The sequence below is a fragment of the Nocardia stercoris genome, assembly GCF_003696265.1.
Taxonomy (GTDB): domain Bacteria; phylum Actinomycetota; class Actinomycetes; order Mycobacteriales; family Mycobacteriaceae; genus Nocardia; species Nocardia stercoris.
The window spans coordinates 297,258-313,107 of record NZ_RFFH01000001.1 but is presented as its reverse complement, the minus strand read 5'-3'; the positions used below and the strand labels follow the sequence as shown (position 1 = coordinate 313,107).

14 protein-coding genes are annotated in these 15,850 nt (G+C 69.2%); 2 read left to right on the top strand and 12 right to left on the bottom strand.

The genetic code is table 11. The annotated features are described in order from the left end of the window. Positions 1 to 25: 25 nt before the first annotated feature. The 4 genes from EBN03_RS01325 to dapE all read right to left on the bottom strand — a co-directional run bounded on the left by EBN03_RS01325 (position 26) and on the right by dapE (position 4,370). Positions 26 to 1,777: a long-chain-acyl-CoA synthetase gene (locus EBN03_RS01325; protein ID WP_122185981.1), complete on the bottom strand. Its 1,752-nt coding sequence runs from the start codon at positions 1,775 to 1,777 to the stop codon at positions 26 to 28. A 33-nt stretch (positions 1,778 to 1,810) separates the two neighbouring features. Further along, positions 1,811 to 2,353, bottom strand: a complete 543-nt coding sequence (locus EBN03_RS01320; RefSeq protein WP_456093805.1) for an LOG family protein — start codon at positions 2,351 to 2,353, stop codon at positions 1,811 to 1,813. Continuing rightward, entirely contained in the window at positions 2,350 to 3,153 is an 804-nt protein-coding gene (locus EBN03_RS01315) for an LOG family protein (RefSeq protein ID WP_122185980.1), read from the bottom strand. The genes EBN03_RS01320 and EBN03_RS01315 overlap by 4 nt, the downstream gene beginning before the upstream one ends. 119 nt (positions 3,154 to 3,272) lie before the next feature. After that, on the bottom strand, positions 3,273 to 4,370 hold the full coding sequence (gene dapE / locus EBN03_RS01310) for a succinyl-diaminopimelate desuccinylase (RefSeq protein WP_122185979.1): 1,098 nt from the start codon (positions 4,368 to 4,370) through the stop codon (positions 3,273 to 3,275). Positions 4,371 to 4,516: 146 nt separating this feature from the next. On the opposite strand from dapE, the gene dapD reads away from it, so the two are divergent. After that, positions 4,517 to 5,464, top strand: a complete 948-nt coding sequence (gene dapD / locus EBN03_RS01305) for a 2,3,4,5-tetrahydropyridine-2,6-dicarboxylate N-succinyltransferase (RefSeq protein WP_199742604.1) — start codon at positions 4,517 to 4,519, stop codon at positions 5,462 to 5,464. 43 nt (positions 5,465 to 5,507) lie between these two features. On the opposite strand, the gene EBN03_RS01300 is transcribed toward dapD, so the two are convergent. Next, the gene (locus tag EBN03_RS01300) at positions 5,508 to 5,891 is read right to left on the bottom strand and encodes a PPOX class F420-dependent oxidoreductase (protein WP_122185978.1); all 384 of its coding nucleotides are present in this window, start codon (positions 5,889 to 5,891) and stop codon (positions 5,508 to 5,510) included. Between the two features lie 78 nt (positions 5,892 to 5,969). Then, on the bottom strand, positions 5,970 to 7,391 hold the full coding sequence (locus EBN03_RS01295) for an acyl-CoA synthetase (RefSeq protein WP_122186705.1): 1,422 nt from the start codon (positions 7,389 to 7,391) through the stop codon (positions 5,970 to 5,972). 133 nt (positions 7,392 to 7,524) lie between these two features. Between EBN03_RS01295 and EBN03_RS01290 the strand changes: the two genes are divergently transcribed. After that, positions 7,525 to 8,358 carry an oxygenase MpaB family protein gene (locus EBN03_RS01290; RefSeq protein ID WP_122185977.1) on the top strand — a complete coding sequence of 278 codons (834 nt, stop codon included), beginning with the start codon at positions 7,525 to 7,527 and terminating at the stop codon, positions 8,356 to 8,358. A 79-nt stretch (positions 8,359 to 8,437) separates the two neighbouring features. Here the strand turns inward: EBN03_RS01290 and EBN03_RS01285 are convergent, their stop codons facing one another. From EBN03_RS01285 to EBN03_RS01260, 6 genes are all read right to left on the bottom strand, one after another. Beyond that, the gene (locus EBN03_RS01285; RefSeq protein WP_122185976.1) at positions 8,438 to 9,070 is read right to left on the bottom strand and encodes a TetR/AcrR family transcriptional regulator; all 633 of its coding nucleotides are present in this window, start codon (positions 9,068 to 9,070) and stop codon (positions 8,438 to 8,440) included. A gap of 67 nt (positions 9,071 to 9,137) precedes the next feature. Then, the gene (locus tag EBN03_RS01280; protein ID WP_122185975.1) at positions 9,138 to 10,106 is read right to left on the bottom strand and encodes a proline dehydrogenase family protein; all 969 of its coding nucleotides are present in this window, start codon (positions 10,104 to 10,106) and stop codon (positions 9,138 to 9,140) included. Continuing rightward, positions 10,103 to 11,740 carry an L-glutamate gamma-semialdehyde dehydrogenase gene (gene pruA / locus EBN03_RS01275; protein ID WP_122185974.1) on the bottom strand — a complete coding sequence of 546 codons (1,638 nt, stop codon included), beginning with the start codon at positions 11,738 to 11,740 and terminating at the stop codon, positions 10,103 to 10,105. The genes EBN03_RS01280 and pruA overlap by 4 nt, the downstream gene beginning before the upstream one ends. 249 nt (positions 11,741 to 11,989) lie before the next feature. Next, positions 11,990 to 13,468 carry a hypothetical protein gene (locus EBN03_RS01270; RefSeq protein ID WP_122185973.1) on the bottom strand — a complete coding sequence of 493 codons (1,479 nt, stop codon included), beginning with the start codon at positions 13,466 to 13,468 and terminating at the stop codon, positions 11,990 to 11,992. 30 nt (positions 13,469 to 13,498) lie between these two features. Beyond that, the gene (locus EBN03_RS01265; RefSeq protein WP_122186704.1) at positions 13,499 to 13,864 is read right to left on the bottom strand and encodes a limonene-1,2-epoxide hydrolase family protein; all 366 of its coding nucleotides are present in this window, start codon (positions 13,862 to 13,864) and stop codon (positions 13,499 to 13,501) included. Between the two features lie 171 nt (positions 13,865 to 14,035). Next, entirely contained in the window at positions 14,036 to 15,688 is a 1,653-nt protein-coding gene (locus EBN03_RS01260) for a GMC oxidoreductase (RefSeq protein ID WP_122185972.1), read from the bottom strand. Positions 15,689 to 15,850 lie beyond the last annotated feature (162 nt).

The window sequence follows — 15,850 nt, the reverse complement described above, 5'->3', positions numbered from 1 at the left end:
CCCCCTACGGTGGCTCGAGCGCGCCTCAGGGCTTGCGGACCGCTCCCCCGGCGATCTCCGCCGGGTACTCCGGGTAGAAGGGCACGTACGCGGTGCCCACGAGCACGTATTCGGTGCCGTCCTCGTCGGGGTTGTAGCCCTGCTTGCGCAGTTCCACCTTGCGGCTCTTGAACGTGGACGTGGATTCCAGCTCGTCCACCACGCGAACGAACAGCGGGACCGCGTAGGCGGGCAGGCGGCCGGTCAGCCAGGCTCCCAGCGCGGGACCGTCGAAGACCGCACCCGGGGCGAGGGTGACAGCGGCCATACCGGCCTTGCCGTCGGTGCCGGGCACCTCGACGCCGTACACGACGGCCTGACTCACTCCGGGTGCGCCGGTGAACGCGCCCTCCACCTCGGTGGTGGCCACGTTCTCGCCTTTCCAACGGAAGGTGTCGCCCAGCCGGTCGGCGAAAGCGATGTGCCGCCAGCCCTGATCCCGCACCAGGTCACCGGTGTCGAACCAGGCGTCACCGGTGGCGAAACCGTTTCGGACCAGCTTGGATTCGGTCGCGGAAGCGTCGGTGTAGCCGTCGAACGGCGATCCGGCGGTGACCTTGGCGAGCAGCAGCCCCACCCCACCCCGCCGCACCCGCCGAAGCCGGTCGTCGGTGAAGCGGCGCGCCTTACCGGTGTCCTCGTCGACCTCGACGATCGCGTACGGCTGAGCCGCGAAACCGGCGGTGCGCGGCAGCCCGAAAGCGTTGACGAAGGCCAGGTTTCCCTCGCTGGATCCGTAGAACTCGGCGACCCGGCGGATCCGGAAGCGACGCTGGAACTCGTCCCACAGCTCCGGCCGCAGGCCGTTGCCGACCACGACCCGCACCCGGTTGCGCCGTTCGATCGGCCGCGGTTCCTGGTTCAGCAGGTACCGGCAGAGCTCACCGATGTAGACGAACGCGGTGGAACGGGTGGCCACCACCTCGTCCCAGAAGCGGGACGCGGAGAATTTGCGGGACAGGGCGAAGGTGGCACCCGCGTACAGCACCGAACCGAGCGCGACCGTCAGCGCGTTGTTGTGGTACAGCGGCAGGCAGCAGTACATGGTGTCGCCACCGCGGAGCCGGACCCCGAGCCCGCCGAGCCCGGCGCTGCCCTTGATCCAGCGCAGGTGGCTCATCACGCTCGCCTTGGGCAGTCCGGTGGTGCCGGAGGTGAAGATCAGGAACGCGCGCTCGTGAGCGCGAATATCGTTGCATACCAAGGGATCTGCGGCCGACGCGGTGGCGGCCAGGGTTGCCAGCTCATCGCTGCGGAGCTGGTTCGCGGGCGGCTCGGGCAGCGTGTCCAGGGCGGGCAGACACTCGTCCCCGATCACGTTCACCGTGCTGTCGAGCAGCGAGAAGCTGTGGGCCAGCACCTGATCGCGCTGGTTGTGGTTCAGCAGGCCCGCTGTGGCACCGATTTTCACCGTGGCCAGCACCACGAACAGCGTCTCGGGGCGATTGGTCATGAGGATGCCGACCACGTCGCCGCGGCCGGCACCGCGCGCGGCGAGCACCGCGGCGTACCGGTTCACCAGCTCGTTCGCCTCGCGGTAGCTGTACTCGGTGTCCTCGAACCGCAGGAACGGGCGGTCCGGATGGTCGTGCGCCGCGCGCTGGAACATCAGGCCGAGCGAGCGGCGGCTGTCCCGGCCGACGATCATGCCGAGCGCGCCGCGCACCATGCCGGGCGCGTCGAGAGCCATGCCGGGCACGCCGCGTGCCAGGTCGAGCAGATTGAACGTATCGGACACGGGACAGTCACTCCCCCTATGGATTTCGATGATTCAGGCCTTGGGCGCGAGCGCCGCGAACGCGAGGTCGGGGTCGCCGGTCACCAGGATCCGGTCCCGGGCACGCGCACCGACGAACTCACTGCCCAGGGTGTCGATCCAGTCGAACAGGCCACGGAAGTGACCGCGCGGATCGAGCACCACGACCGGCTTGTCGTGCTGGCCCAGGTAGCCGCCGGTCCAGGTCTCGAAGAACTCTTCCAGGGTGCCGATGCCGCCGGGCAGGGTGAGAAACGCGTCGGCACGATCCTCCATCACCTGCTTGCGCTCCCGCATGGTGTCGGTGACGACGAGTTCGTCGGCATCTACGTCGGCCAGCTCGCGGTGCACAAGCCGCTTCGGGATCACCCCCAGGGTGTGCGCGCCACCGGCGCGGGCGGCCGCGGCCACCGCGCCCATCATCGACACCCGGCCGCCGCCGGACACCAGACTCCAACCACGCCTTGCGATCTCGGTGCCGACCGAGGCGGCCAGGGCCAGATCGTCGGGGTCGGTGACACTTGCCGAGCAGTAGACGCACACCGCGTGGGCGCTCACCAGCGATCCTCCGTTCCGGCGCGCGTATCGTCCCGCGCGGCCGCTGCCATGGTCACCAGCTCGACGACCTCCTCGATACTGTCGGTCACCGTCAGCAGTTCGAGATCGGACGCCGACGCCTTCCCCGTCGCCACCACCGTCTCCCGCAGCCAATCCACCAGGCCGGACCAGTAATTCGAGCCGAGCAGCACGATCGGGAAGCGGGTGATCTTGCGGGTCTGCACCAGGGTGAGCGCCTCGAACAGCTCGTCGAGGGTGCCGAATCCGCCGGGCAGACAGACGAACGCCTGCGCGTACTTGACGAACATGGTCTTGCGGGCGAAGAAGTACCGGAAGTTGATCCCCAGATCGACCCACTCGTTGAGCCCCTGCTCGAACGGCAACTCGATCCCCAGCCCGATCGAATACCCGCCGGCCTCACAGGCTCCCCGGTTGGCCGCCGCCATCGCGCCCGGCCCGCCCCCGGTGATCACCGCGAACCCGGCCTCGGCCAGCGCCGCACCCAGCTCCTGCCCGGTCCGGTACTCCGGCGACTCGTCCGTCGTCCGCGCCGACCCGAAAACCGCTACCGCCCTGGGCACTTCGGCCAGCGCCCCGAACCCTTCGACGAATTCGCTCTGGATCCGCAACACCCGCCACGGATCGGTATGCACCCAATCACTGGGCCCCCGTCCGTCGAGCAGATGCTGGTCGGTGGTCCCGATCCCATGGGTCCGCGCACCCCGCAACAGAATCGGCCCCCGCCGCCGTGCGGCCGCCTGCGGAGACCGCGGCCGCACGGCCTCGCCGTCGTTCGCCATGCCGGTCACCCTACCGGGTAGTAAGTACAGCCGCCGCGATACGCGAACGCCGGGACCCGTTGCCGCCGCGGCCGAGTGCTACCCGGCCGCCGACGTGGCGGCCCCCCGGGGTGATACAGCTAGTGCTTGCCCAGCAGGTAGTTGCGCAGGATCTCCGCGACCGTGGTGATCTGGTCGGTGGGGACGTGCTCGTCGACCTTGTGGGCCAGGTTCGGGTCGCCGGGGCCGAAGTTCACGGCGGGAACGCCGAGGGCGGCGAAGCGGGAGACGTCGGTCCAGCCGTACTTGGCGCGGACGCCGCCACCGCCGTGCGAGTGGACCATCTCGACCAGGTCCTTGGCGGCCGGGGAGGTGAGGCCGGGCAGGGCGCCGGGGGCGCCGTCGGTCAGCTCGAACTCGACGTTCAGGCCGTCGAACACGCTGCGCACGTGCTCGGCCGCCTGCTCCAGGGTGCGGTCGGGCGCGAAGCGGAAGTTGACCAGCACCTCGGCCTCGTCGGGCACCACGTTGCCGGCCACACCGCCGGACACGCCGACCGCGGACAGGCCCTCGCGGTAGACACAGCCGTCGATCTCGACCTCGCGGGCCGAATAGGACTCCAGGCGCTGCAGGATCGGCGCGAGGTGGTGGATCGCGTTGTCGCCCAGCCAGTTCCGTGCGGTGTGCGCGCGTACGCCGGTGACCGTGAGGCGGGCGCGCAGCGTGCCCTGGCAGCCGGCCTCGATCCAGCCGGCCGACGGCTCACCCAGGATCGCCAGGTCCGCGTCCAGCCATTCGGGGAGTTCGCGCTCGATCCGGCCGAGGCCGTTGAACTCGGCGGCGATCTCCTCGCAGTCGTAGAAGATGAGCGTCAGGTCGCAGACCGGCTCGGCGACCGTCGCGGCCAGGTGCAGGAACACCGCGTCACCGGACTTCATGTCCACACTGCCGCAGCCGTAGAGCACCTGCTCGCCGTCTTCGGTGGTGAAGTGCCCGGGCACGTTGTCCGCGATCGGCACCGTGTCCAGGTGCCCGGCCAGCAGGACCCGGGTCGGCAGGCCCCGATTCGTCCGCGCCAGAACCGCGTTGCCGTTGCGGACGATCTCGAAACCGGCGGTCTGCTCCCGCAGGGCGACCTCCACCGCGTCCGCGATCGCCGCCTCGTCACGTGACACGCTCGGGATGTCGATGAGCGCGGCGGTCAGGGTAATGGGATCGGATCGCAGATCTAGGGTCACCTATACCAGCCTAGATCTTCACCTGCATGCCGTACTATGCGATCCCCGTATCGCCACGCCGGGCGACCGGTGAAATTGCCCACAAACCGGACGGATCCCCCGTATTCGAAGGCGGAACCGGCCCCACTAGATTGGTGGCCGTGAGCATTCAGGGAGCATCCGCAGTCGGCCTCGCCACCGTGACCGTGAACGGCACGATTCTGGACACCTGGTTTCCGGAGCCGCAGCTGGGCGACTACCCGACGACCGGCACCGAGCGCCTGACCGAGACCGACCCCGAGTACGCCCGGTTCGCCGAGCTGACCGGACCCGACGAGGCCCGTCGCGTCGAGGTGGTCGCCGTCCGCACCACGATCGCCGACCTGGCCGCGGCACCGGTCGACGCGCACGACGTCTACCTGCGCCTGCACCTGCTGTCGCACCGCCTGGTCCGCCCGCACGGCCTCAGCCTCGACGGCCAGTTCGGCCTGCTCGCCAATGTGGTGTGGACGAACTTCGGCCCGTGCTCGACCGAGGAGTTCGAGCTGGTGCGGCTGCGGCTGCGCAGCCGCGGCGTCGTCACCGTGTACGGCGTGGACAAGTTCCCCCGCATGGTCGACTACGTGCTGCCCACCGGCGTCCGGGTCGCCGACGCCGACCGGGTCCGCCTGGGCGCGCACCTGGCCGCCGGCACCACGGTCATGCACGAGGGTTTCGTCAACTTCAACGCCGGTACCCTGGGCGCCTCGATGGTCGAGGGCCGCATCTCGGCCGGTGTGGTGGTCGGCGACGGTTCCGACGTCGGCGGCGGCGCCTCGATCATGGGCACCCTGTCCGGCGGCGGCAAGCAGGTCATCTCGGTCGGCGAGCGCAGCCTGCTGGGCGCCAACTCCGGCCTGGGCATCTCGCTCGGCGACGACTGCGTGATCGAGGCCGGCCTCTATGTCACCGCCGGCACCAAGGTCACCCTGCCCGACGGCCGCACGGTGAAGGCGGCCGAACTCTCCGGCGGCAACAACCTGCTGTTCCGCCGCAACTCGCAGTCCGGCGCGGTCGAGGTGGTGTCCCGCAAGGGCACCGGCATCGAACTGAACGCGGCGCTGCACGCGAACTGATCCGGGCGAACTCGGTGCCGCCCACGGGCGGCACCGAGCCGAATCACGGTGCCGGGGAGTCGATTCCGAAGGCGAGGACCCGTTCGGGGGTGATCCGGATGAGTTCCCCGGAGCCGCCGGGCAGGTAGGTCTCGACCTCCCGCAGCGCCTGCGCCGTTCCGCGGATCTCCACGCACCGGACCCGCCACGGCTGGACCGACGCGATGTCGTCGACCACGAACGACACGTGCGGATTGCCCGCCAGATTCCGGAACTTCCGGGAAGCGCCCATATTGTGGCCGGCGATGTCGATCGTTCCCAGTTCGGCGTTGTACCGGAACCCCACCGGGTTGTTCTGTGGGGTTCCGTCCGGGCGCACCGTGGCCAGCCGGCCGAGCCGCTGGGTCTCGAGGTAGGACAGGGTCGAGGGTGTGAACATCTCGGTCATGTCCCGACCGTAGAACCTGAACCTCACTCGAGGTCAAGTCGGACCGTCGCGCGTCGCCGCAGCGGTCCGCCGGCCGCGTCAGTTCGACGGTTGCATCAGCGTCTTCTTCTGCACCTTGCCCATGGCATTGCGGGGCAGGGCGTCCACCAGGCGCACCTCGCGCGGCCGCTTGTGGACCGAAAGCTGTTCGGCCACAATAGAAATCAGCTCACCGGCCAGTTCCGGCGCGGGTTCGCCGCGCGGCACCACATACGCGACGATGCGCTGCCCCAGGTCGGTGTCGGGGACGCCGACCACGGCCGCCTCGGCCACCGCGGGATGACCGAGCAGCACGGTTTCGATCTCACCGGCGCCGACCCGGAAACCACCGGACTTGATCAGGTCCACCGACTCGCGGCCCACGATCCGGTGGAAGCCGTCGGCGTCGATCGCGGCCACGTCGCCGGTGCGGAACCAGCCGTCCTCGGTCCAGCACTCGGCCGTGGCGTCGGGCCGGTTCAGATAGCCGTCGAACAGCATCGGGCCGCGCACCTGCAGGCCGCCGATGCTCTCACCGTCGTGCGGGACCGGTTCGCCGTGCTCGTCGCGCAGCCGGGTGGCCACACCCGCGACCGGCAGACCCACCCAGCCGGGCCGGCGCTCCCCGTCCGCGCGCGTGGACAGCGTGATCATGGTCTCGCTCATGCCGTAGCGTTCGACCGGCGCGTGCCCGGTGAGCGCGGCCAGGCGTTCGAACACCGGCACCGGCAGCGGCGCGCTCCCCGACACCAGCAGCCGCGCGGCCGCGAGTTCCTTTGCCGCCGCGGGATCTTCGACGATCCGGGACCACACCGTCGGCACACCGAAGTAGAGGGTGCCGCGCGCGGCGGCATACGCGGCCGGGGTGGGTTTGCCGGTGTGCACCAGCGGACTGCCCACCCGCAGCGGTCCGAGCACACCGAGGATCAGGCCGTGCACGTGGAACAGCGGAAGTCCGTGCACGAGTCTGTCTTTCGCGGTCCATCCCCAGGCCTGCGCGAGTGCGTCCAGCCCGGCGGCGATGGCGCCGCGGCTGAGCAGCACCCCCTTGGGCGCACCGGTGGTGCCCGAGGTGTAGAGCACGAACGCTATTGCGCCGGAATCGGGTTCGGGATACACGTGCCAGGACCGGGCGTGCTTGCGTACCGGCACCACCGGCAGTGTCGCGTCCGCGGGCGCCGCGCCGAGCCAGGCCTGCGCACCGGAATCGGCCAGGATGTGGGCGATTTCGGCCGTTCCGGCGTCCGGCGGCACCGGCACGACGGTCACGCCGGCGATCAGGCAGCCGACCACCGCGAGCACCGTGGTGGCGGTCGGGGTCGCCAGCACCGCCACCCGTTCCGCGCGGGCGATCCGTTCCGCCACCGAGGTCGCCGCGCCCAGCAGATCGCTGCGGCTGAGCACCTCGCCGTCGATGGTCACGGCGTCCGGGATGTCGTCACCGGCCGCCACGGCGGCCGGATGCAACGAGCGCAGCAGCAAGGAGGAACTCACCCGGCCAGCGTAGTGGTAGCCCGGGTTGCGAATCGGCGGCGAGTGGCCCGATCCCGTTGACACCGCACTGAGTCGGTGAGATGGTTTGAATGCAATCATCTCAACGGTGAGAGGTTCGCTCATGGCACTACACACCGGCACAGCCACCCGAGAGGTCGACGTCTCCCGGTTCATCGACCTGTCCGGCGCGCTCGTATCCGGTATGGCCAATGTCGTGCTGCAACTGAGCCATCGCCCGGTCGGCTACGGCGTCCTGGAGAGCACCGTCGACAGCGGCAAGGTCACCCTGCACCCGGTGAAACGGACCCGCACCACCCTCACCTACGTGGCCGTCGCACTCCTGGGCACCGACGAAGAACGCGCCGCCTATCGCGCCGCGGTCGGCAAGGCCCACCGGCACGTGCACGACCGCGAAGGAAGTCCGGTGCGCTACAACGCCTTCGACCCGGACCTGCAACTGTGGGTCGCCGCCTGCCTGTACTGGGGTGCGGCCGATCTCTATCGGCGCATGCACGGCACCCCGGAACCCGCGCTCGCCGACGCCCTCTACCGGCACAGCAGCCGCTTCGGCACCACCCTGCAGGTCCGCGAGAGTCAGTGGCCGGCCGACCGCGCGGCCTTCGCCGAATACTGGGATCAGGCCATCACCCGCGTCCGCATCGACCCGCCGGTCAAGGAATACCTCGACAACCTGATCGACCTGACCATGTTCTCCTGGGTCACCCGGCGCTTCGCCCCGATCCACCGCTTCGTCGTCACCGGCCTGCTCCCACCCCAGGTCCGCGCGCAGATGGGCATGACCTGGACCGACCGCGACGAACGCACGCTGAACCGCGCCCTGCACACCATCGGCGCCGTCGAGGAACGCATCCCCGCGTCCATCCGCTCGCTGAGCCTGCGGGTCTACCTGTACGACCTGCGCATCCGCCGCCGCCTCGGCCGACCACTGGTCTGAGCGCGTCAGGGGCGGAGGCGGTAGCGGAGCGTGACCACGCAGCCCCAGCGCTCAGGCGCGGTGTCACAGCCTGAGGCCCTCAGGGCACGCGGAACCCGGGAACCACATGGGCGCGGGCGAATTCGCGCACCGCGGTGTCGTCGTCCAGCGGGATCACCGTCTGCTTGGTCAGCGCGAAGGACAGGGCCGTGCGCGCCACCATCTCGGCCACCGGCAGCGGATCGTAGGCGGGCAGCTTCCCCTCCCGCTGCAGCCGGGCGATGAACTCGGCCAGATAGTCGCGGCCCAGCTCGATCACCGGCGCACCCCGCACGGTCAGGTACGGCAGCACCGTCTCCGGCTCGGTCTCGAGCAGCCGGTCCAGCAGCGGATCCCCGCGCAGGCCGGCCAGGAACGCCACGAACAGTTCGACGATCTGATCCTCGGGCGCGGCGTCACTGTCGCTGAACGGCCGCACCGCCGCGTCGACTTCCTCCAGGAACCGACGGACCTGCAGCAGGCCCACCGACTGGATCAGATCCGATTTGCTGGCGAACCGGCGATACAGCGTGGCCAGCGACAGCCGGCCACGCCGGGCGACCTCGGCCATACTCGTGCGCTTGATCCCGAAATCCAGGAAGGCCAGCAGGGCCGCCTCGAGCACCTCGGACTGATTGCGATCCTCGGCGCCCCGATCCCGCACCAGCGGCAGCAGTTTGGCCAGGTTCGCCATGTCCGGATTTCCTCCTGGTCGTCGAAAGCGGTGGCCATCATCGCACACCGGCCGGTCAGCGACGCGGCTAGGAACGCGACAGCAACGCCCGCCCGAAGAACATGAGGTTCGCCGGGCGCTCGGCCAGGCGGCGCGTCAGATAGCCGTACCACTGTCGACCGTACGGAACGTAGACCCGCACCGCGCGCCCCTGCGCCACCAACCGGCGCTGCTCGTCCGGGCGGACCCCGAACAGCATCTGATATTCGAGGTCGCCGCGGGCTCGATCGCATTCCCGCGCCAGCAGCGCGGTCCGCTCGATCATGGCCGGATCATGGGTGGCCACCATCGGATAGCCGGATCCGCGCATCAGCGTGGCCAAGCAATCGCGGTAGGCGGCATCGACATCGGCGGTACGGTGATGGGCCACCGCGGCCGGTTCGCGATAGGCGCCCTTGCACAATCGGATCCGGGCGCCGGACGCCGCGGCCGCCGCGCAGTCCTCCGCCGAGCGGTACAGGTAGGCCTGGATCGCCACTGCGAGCCAAGGGAATTCGGATCGCAGCAGGTGAACCGTGCCCAGTGTGGCGGTCGTGGTGGTGTGGTCCTCGGCGTCCACGGTCACCCATACACCGCGTTCGGCGGCCCGGCGGCAGATGGTGCGCAGGTTCTCGACGGCGATACCGGGGCCGTCCGGGCCCAGTGCCTGGCCGAGCGCCGACAGCTTCACCGAGACCTCGGCCGGCCGCACCCAGCGCGCGTCGGCCGGCGCCGCCGAGACCGCCCGCCACACATCGGCGAGCAGATCGATCAGGTCGAGATATTCGGCGACCGTCTCCTCGGCGATCCGATGGTCGGTGGTGTTCTCGCCGAGGAAGTCGACGCTCACCATCCGCCCGTCCGCCAGCAGCTCCCGCACCACCGGTTCCAGCTCGGCCCGCGTCTCTCCCGCGACGAACCGGCGCACGACGGCCGCCGACACGGGGAACCCGGTCACCGCGCGCTGCAGCCGCGACGACCCCGACGCCGCCAAAATGACCGGCCGCAGCACACTCACCGGGCCTCCATGTGCGCGTAGCGGTAGTCGGTGGGCGGCACGAACGTCTCCTTGAGCACCCGAGGTGCCGTCCAGCGCAGCAGGTTCAGATAGGACCCGGCCTTGTCGTCGGTGCCCGAGGACCGGGCGCCGCCGAACGGCTGCTGCCCGACCACGGCGCCGGTGGGCTTGTCGTTGATGTAGAAGTTGCCGGCCGCGAACCGCAGGGCGGTGGCGGCCTGGTCGACGGCTTCGCGATCTCGGGCGAACACGGCTCCGGTCAGGCCGTAGGGTGCGCCGCGTTCGACCTCCGCGAGGATGTCGGTGTAGGCGCCGGGCCTCGAGTCGTCGTAGACGTACACCGACAGGATCGGCCCGAAATACTCGGTGGCGAACGCCTCGTCGCCCGGGTCGTCGGCGAGCAGGACGGTCGGGCGGACGAACCAGCCCTCGCCGTCGTCGTACTTGCCGCCGGCGGGAACGGCCAGCCCGGCGGCGCGTGCCCGCTCGATCGCGGCCACGTTCTTGTTGTAGGCGCGCCGATCGATCAGTGCCCCACCGAAATTGGCCAGATCCGAGATGTCGCCGTAGCTCAGTTCGTCGGTCTCGGAGAGGAATTCGTCACCCATGGCCCGCCACAGCGACCGCGGGACATACGCGCGCGACGCCGCCGAACACTTCTGCCCCTGATATTCGAAGGCACCGCGAATCATGGCCGTGCGCAAGGCCGCCGGATCGGCCGAGGGATGCGCGACGATGAAGTCCTTGCCGCCCGTCTCGCCGACCAGGCGGGGATATCCGTGATACGACGCGAGATTCGCGCCGACCTGCCCCCACAGGTATTGGAAGGTGCGCGTGGATCCGGTGAAATGAATGCCCGCCAGCCGGGGATCGGCCAGCACCGAGGCCGACAGGTCGGCGCCGTCGCCGGTGAGCAGGTTGATCACGCCGGGCGGCAGGCCCGCCTCCTCGAGCAGGCACAGCGTGTAATAGGCCGCCAATGTCTGTGTGGGCGAAGGCTTCCAAACCACCGTGTTGCCCATCAGCGCGGGCGCGGTGGGCAGATTGCCGGCGATCGCGGTGAAGTTGAACGGGGTGATGGCGTAGACGAAGCCCTCCAGCGGCCGGTAGTCCATCCGGTTCCACACCCCCGGCGCGGACTCCGGCTGCTGCTGCAGAATTCCTTGCGCGAAGGCCACATTGAACCGCCAGAAGTCGACCAGTTCACACGGCGCGTCGATCTCGGCCTGGTACACCGACTTCGACTGGCCGAGCATGGTGGCGGCGGCGATCCGCTCCCGCCACGGCCCGGCCAGCAGATCGGCCGCCCGCAACAGCACCGCGGCCCGCTCGGCGAACGACATCGCCCGCCAGGCCGGTGCGGCGGCCGTGGCCGCCTCGACCGCGACCGCGCCCTCGGCGGCAGTCGCATTCGAATAGGTGCCGAGCACGTGCCGATGCCGGTGCGGCATCACGATATCCAGCCGGGGTCCGCTGCCCTGCCGATGCTCACCGCCGATCACCAGCGGAACATCCACCGACTCGCCCGCGATCGCCGTCAGCTGCGTGCCGATCGCCACCCGCTCCGGACTGCCCGGCGCATAGGTATGGACCGGCTCGTTGCTCGGAGTCGGGACAGTCACCGCCGCGTCCATCGCCACACCGCCTCACCGGGCTGTTCAGCCGGATTGATGCCTCGAGCTTCGTACCGGCCCTACGGTACGCGGGGATCCCGACACTCCGCCCCAGCGCGAACACCGTGTCGGAGCGGGCGAGTGACCACCGCGCAACCGCAGTGCACTACCCACGGTAACCCCGCGCGCAGGCGCCCGCAGCGGCCCGGAGAACAGCCGCGGTCGCCGTCGCCCGGCGGATCGCACGGGCGGCGGCGGCCGCGGCGGAGCCTACTTCGGCGTGATCCGGTAGAGCCCGGTCATGGTGCCCTGGTACTGGATTCGGCCGGGCGCGATCGTGCCCACCATCTCCAGGGTGTCCGAGGTGGGCGAGGCGCCGATGCCCTGCTCGCTGTCGAGATGACCGGTGGCGGCGTCGACCACGGCATAGGAGTAGCTGTCGGCGGCACCGGCCACACTGCCCAGCCCCGAACTACCGGTGGCGCCGCCGAGCGCGGCGGCGCTGCCGGTGGGCAGGGCGGAGTGCCGGGCGACGGTGTACAGCTTGCCGTCGGCCAGCGACAGTCGCGGCACCGCCGCGGACGGCACGGTGTTGGTCCACACCACCTTGCAGCCGCTCGCGGTCACGTCGATGCGGGTCATGCCGCCGGTGATGCTCGCACTCGCGGGCTGGCTGGGCCCGGCGTTCGCGGGCATCGCTGGATACGGATAGCCGTACGTGCTGGCCACGAAGACGCTGTTGCCGGACCCGATCGGCGAGTTCTCGGTGCCGTCGACGGCGGGCACCGAACAGACCTGGTTGCCGGTGGCCGTGTCGTACACCAGCAGGTTCTCGGTGGTCGCCGCGTTGTCGGTGATGGCGAGGTATTCGGTGCCGTTCGCCGGTCCGAAGAAGGTGGGGGTCGCGCCGGTACCCCAGCTCAGCTGGCCCGGTTTGCGGGCCGGGCCGCGGTCGTAGGCCTGCCGCCACACGACCTGCGGATTGCCGTTCGCGTCCACGTTCAGCAGGTAGAGGGCGTGGTCGGTGGCGACGGCCATCCCCTGCGGCGCGGTGGAGATGCTGTTGGCCACCTGCTCGCCGGACCCCAGCACGATCGAATGCACGGTGTCCGCGGGGTCGACGAAACCGGCGGCGGCGTTGTCGGTGGCGAACCAGACCCGGCCGTTCCAGTCCGGCGACACCGATTCCACCTCGTCGCAGGTGCCGCCACCGCAGTGGGCAGTGACCGCCTGCGACACATCGGTGGACGCGGCCACGGTCAGCGACCAGCTGCCGTCGGCGGCCTGCTGGTGCCCGATCCGCAGCAGGTTGCCGCTGCCGTCGACCGTGACCATCCGGTCGTCGTTGTCGAGGTAGGCGTACACGCCGCCGAGCAGGCTGCCCTTGGTGAGCGGGAGCTGCGCCAGGGTGTTGCCGGTGTTCGGGTCGAGCAGCAGGACGACCGGCGCGCGGTCGGTGATCCGGGTGCACAGCGCCTGCGGGAAGCCGTCGGCACCCTGCAGGATGGTCGGGCAGGCGGCCCCTTCGGCATGGAAGTCCGCGTTCACCGCACCGGTGCCGGGACCGGGATTCGGTGTGCTGTCGGAGGCTTCGGCGTCACCGTGCATGGTCGCGGTGCCGATGGGGCCGAGGTACGGGTTGGCCGGCGGGGTGGCCCCGAGGGCCGCCGAGGAGCCGGTGGAGACGGTGAGCAGCAACGTGGCGCCGAGCCCGGCGGTGACAGCGGTGCGGCGCAGCGGTGCGAGCACGAGATGCGATCCCTTCGTTCCTCGACAGCGCTACTGCATCGAGTTGGAGATGACGGTCATGTCGAAGTAGTCGCGCCAGGCGGCGATGCGGCCGTCGGCGACCTCGAAGACACCGGCCACGGGGAGCTCGATGCGCTTACCGTTCAGGGTGAACCGGTCGGTGCGCTCGTTGAACACGACGTTCCCGCTGACGTACTGGTGGTGGATATCGAACTCGATTCCGCCGAAGGCGCCGATGAATCCTCGCAGGAACTCGGTGATCGCGGCCTTACCGGCCACGGGTTCCATCGGAATGTTGTGGTACACAGCGTCTTCGGTGAAGTATTCGGCCAGCTGCTCGGGCGCGGCGTCGCGCCACCGAGCACAGAATTCGGTGACCAGTTCTTCGGGGCTCATCGGTTCCTGCACAGCCATCCAGCCTCCAGTTCGAATACTCGTATCCGATAGTCCGAGTATTGGGTGCAAAGACTGTAGGAGGCGTATCGCCCCCTGACAAGACACACATTCGGTGGGATCGAAAAGGACCGCAGCGCACGCGTACGTGCGCTGCGGTCCGGCCACGACGGCTTACTTGAAGTCGTTGGCGATGATGTTCTCGATGTTGCGCTCGGCCAGCGCGGTGATGGTCACGAACGGATTCACCGTGGTGTTACCGGGGATCAGCGAGCCGTCGATGACGTACAGGCCGGGGTAGGACTGCAGGCGACCGTAGTTGTCGGTCGACTGGTTCAGCACGCAACCACCCAGCGGGTGGTACGCGAAGTCGTCACCCCAGGTCTTGTACAGACCGAACAGGTCGGTGCGGTAGATGGTGGCCTGCTTGGCATTGATCGGGTCGAAGATGCGCTTGGCCGCCGTGATGCCCGCGCCGTTCCAGGCCTGCTGCCAATTCAGGTCCACGCCACCGGTTCCCGAGTTGTAGCTGAAGGTGGCCCGGTTGGGGTTGTCGGTGATGGCCAGGTACAGGCTGGCGAAGGTCTCGATACCCGCCGGGAACGGCGAGATCTCGGCGAAGGCACGGCCGCCGGAGTCGGCCCAGTTGTCGATACCCATGACGGGGATGGTGGCCTGCAGGCTGCCCGTGGCGTCCCAGGCCTGGTTCTGCCGGGCCACCATGACATTTCCGTTGTTACCCCAGCCGGTACCCACCGAGCTGGGCAGGTTCGGCAGTGCGCCCGTTGCCTTCTGGGTGACCAGCAACTTGCTGGTGCCCACACTGCCGGCGGCGAAGAACACCTTCTGCGCGGTCACGGTCTTGGTGGCGACCGTGTTGCCGGAGGTGTCGATCTGGTTCATCGTCACCGTGTAGCCGGTGCCGGCCGCCGGGGCGACCTTGGTGACCACGTGCTGCGGGGTGATCGTCACCTTGCCGGTCGCGACGGCCGCCGCCAGGTAGGTCTTGTCCAGCGAGTTCTTGCCGTAGTTGTTGCCGTAGATGACCTCGGCGTTCAGCGCCGACCGCGGCGCGGTGTTGGCCAGCTCCTGCTTCATGTAGTTGAAGTCGTACACGTTCGGCACGAACGTGGTGGTGAACCCGGAGGCCTGCGCGGTCTTGCGGCCGACGCGCGCGAACTGGTAGCAGGAGGCACTCTCGAACCAGGTCTGGTCGACGTTGTTCACCTTGAGGTTCGCGTTGGCGCGCGGGTAGTAGGTGTTGTACATCTCCGCCGGGTCGACCGAGGGCAGGATGCTGCCGAAGTACTGCTGCTTCGGTGTGACCGCCATGCCTCCGTTGACCAGCGACCCGCCACCGACACCGCGACCCTGGTAGATCCGGATCTGGCTGAACTGCTCGGCGTCGAGCACGCCGGTATAGCTCGGGATCGTCTTGTCGTACGGCGCGCCCATGAAGTAGCTGACCGGCTGCGAGGTCTTGGTGCGCAGCCAGAACGACCGACCGTCCGGGTTCAGCATGTTGCAGAAGATCTTCCCGTCGGAGCCGGGGGCGCTCCAGGACATACCCTTCTCCACGATGGCGACCTGCTGGCCGGCCGAGGCGAGCCGGAGCGCGGCGACGGCGCCGCCGTATCCGGAGCCGATAACCAGGATCGGCAACTGCGCGCCGTCCGTGATCGGCGATACCGGCAAGGCATTGGCCACCTTCACCTTGGATGCCAGCACGGCCGAGCCGAGAATGACACCTGTTGCAGCCAGGAAACCCCGCCGGCCGAAGGTGCCGGCGCCGGCGTTGCCTGGGGTTTCAGTCTTCGAACCACGCACTGAAAAGCTCCTATCGAGTCAAGATAAGAACTTGTTATAGTTCGCTGGCGGCGTCGACGAGGACGCATTGGAAATATTGATGTTTCGGGCCGAAAAACGGGGTCCGGAACGGAAAACCGCCGGTCAGACGATCGGCGGTTGTCTGCGTTCCCGCGCAGGCCA

Bases quoted from the DNA above. Each gene is read 5' to 3' on its own strand.
- EBN03_RS01315 (WP_122185980.1), bottom strand. From the start codon at position 3,153: ATGGCGAACGACGGCGAGGCCGTGCGGCCGCGGTCTCCGCAGGCGGCC.
- pruA (WP_122185974.1), bottom strand. From the start codon at position 11,740: ATGGACGCGGCGGTGACTGTCCCGACTCCGAGCAACGAGCCGGTCCAT.
- EBN03_RS01290 (WP_122185977.1), top strand. From the start codon at position 7,525: ATGGCACTACACACCGGCACAGCCACCCGAGAGGTCGACGTCTCCCGG.
- EBN03_RS01265 (WP_122186704.1), bottom strand. From the start codon at position 13,864: ATGAGCCCCGAAGAACTGGTCACCGAATTCTGTGCTCGGTGGCGCGAC.
- EBN03_RS01285 (WP_122185976.1), bottom strand. From the start codon at position 9,070: ATGGCGAACCTGGCCAAACTGCTGCCGCTGGTGCGGGATCGGGGCGCC.
- EBN03_RS01300 (WP_122185978.1), bottom strand. From the start codon at position 5,891: ATGACCGAGATGTTCACACCCTCGACCCTGTCCTACCTCGAGACCCAG.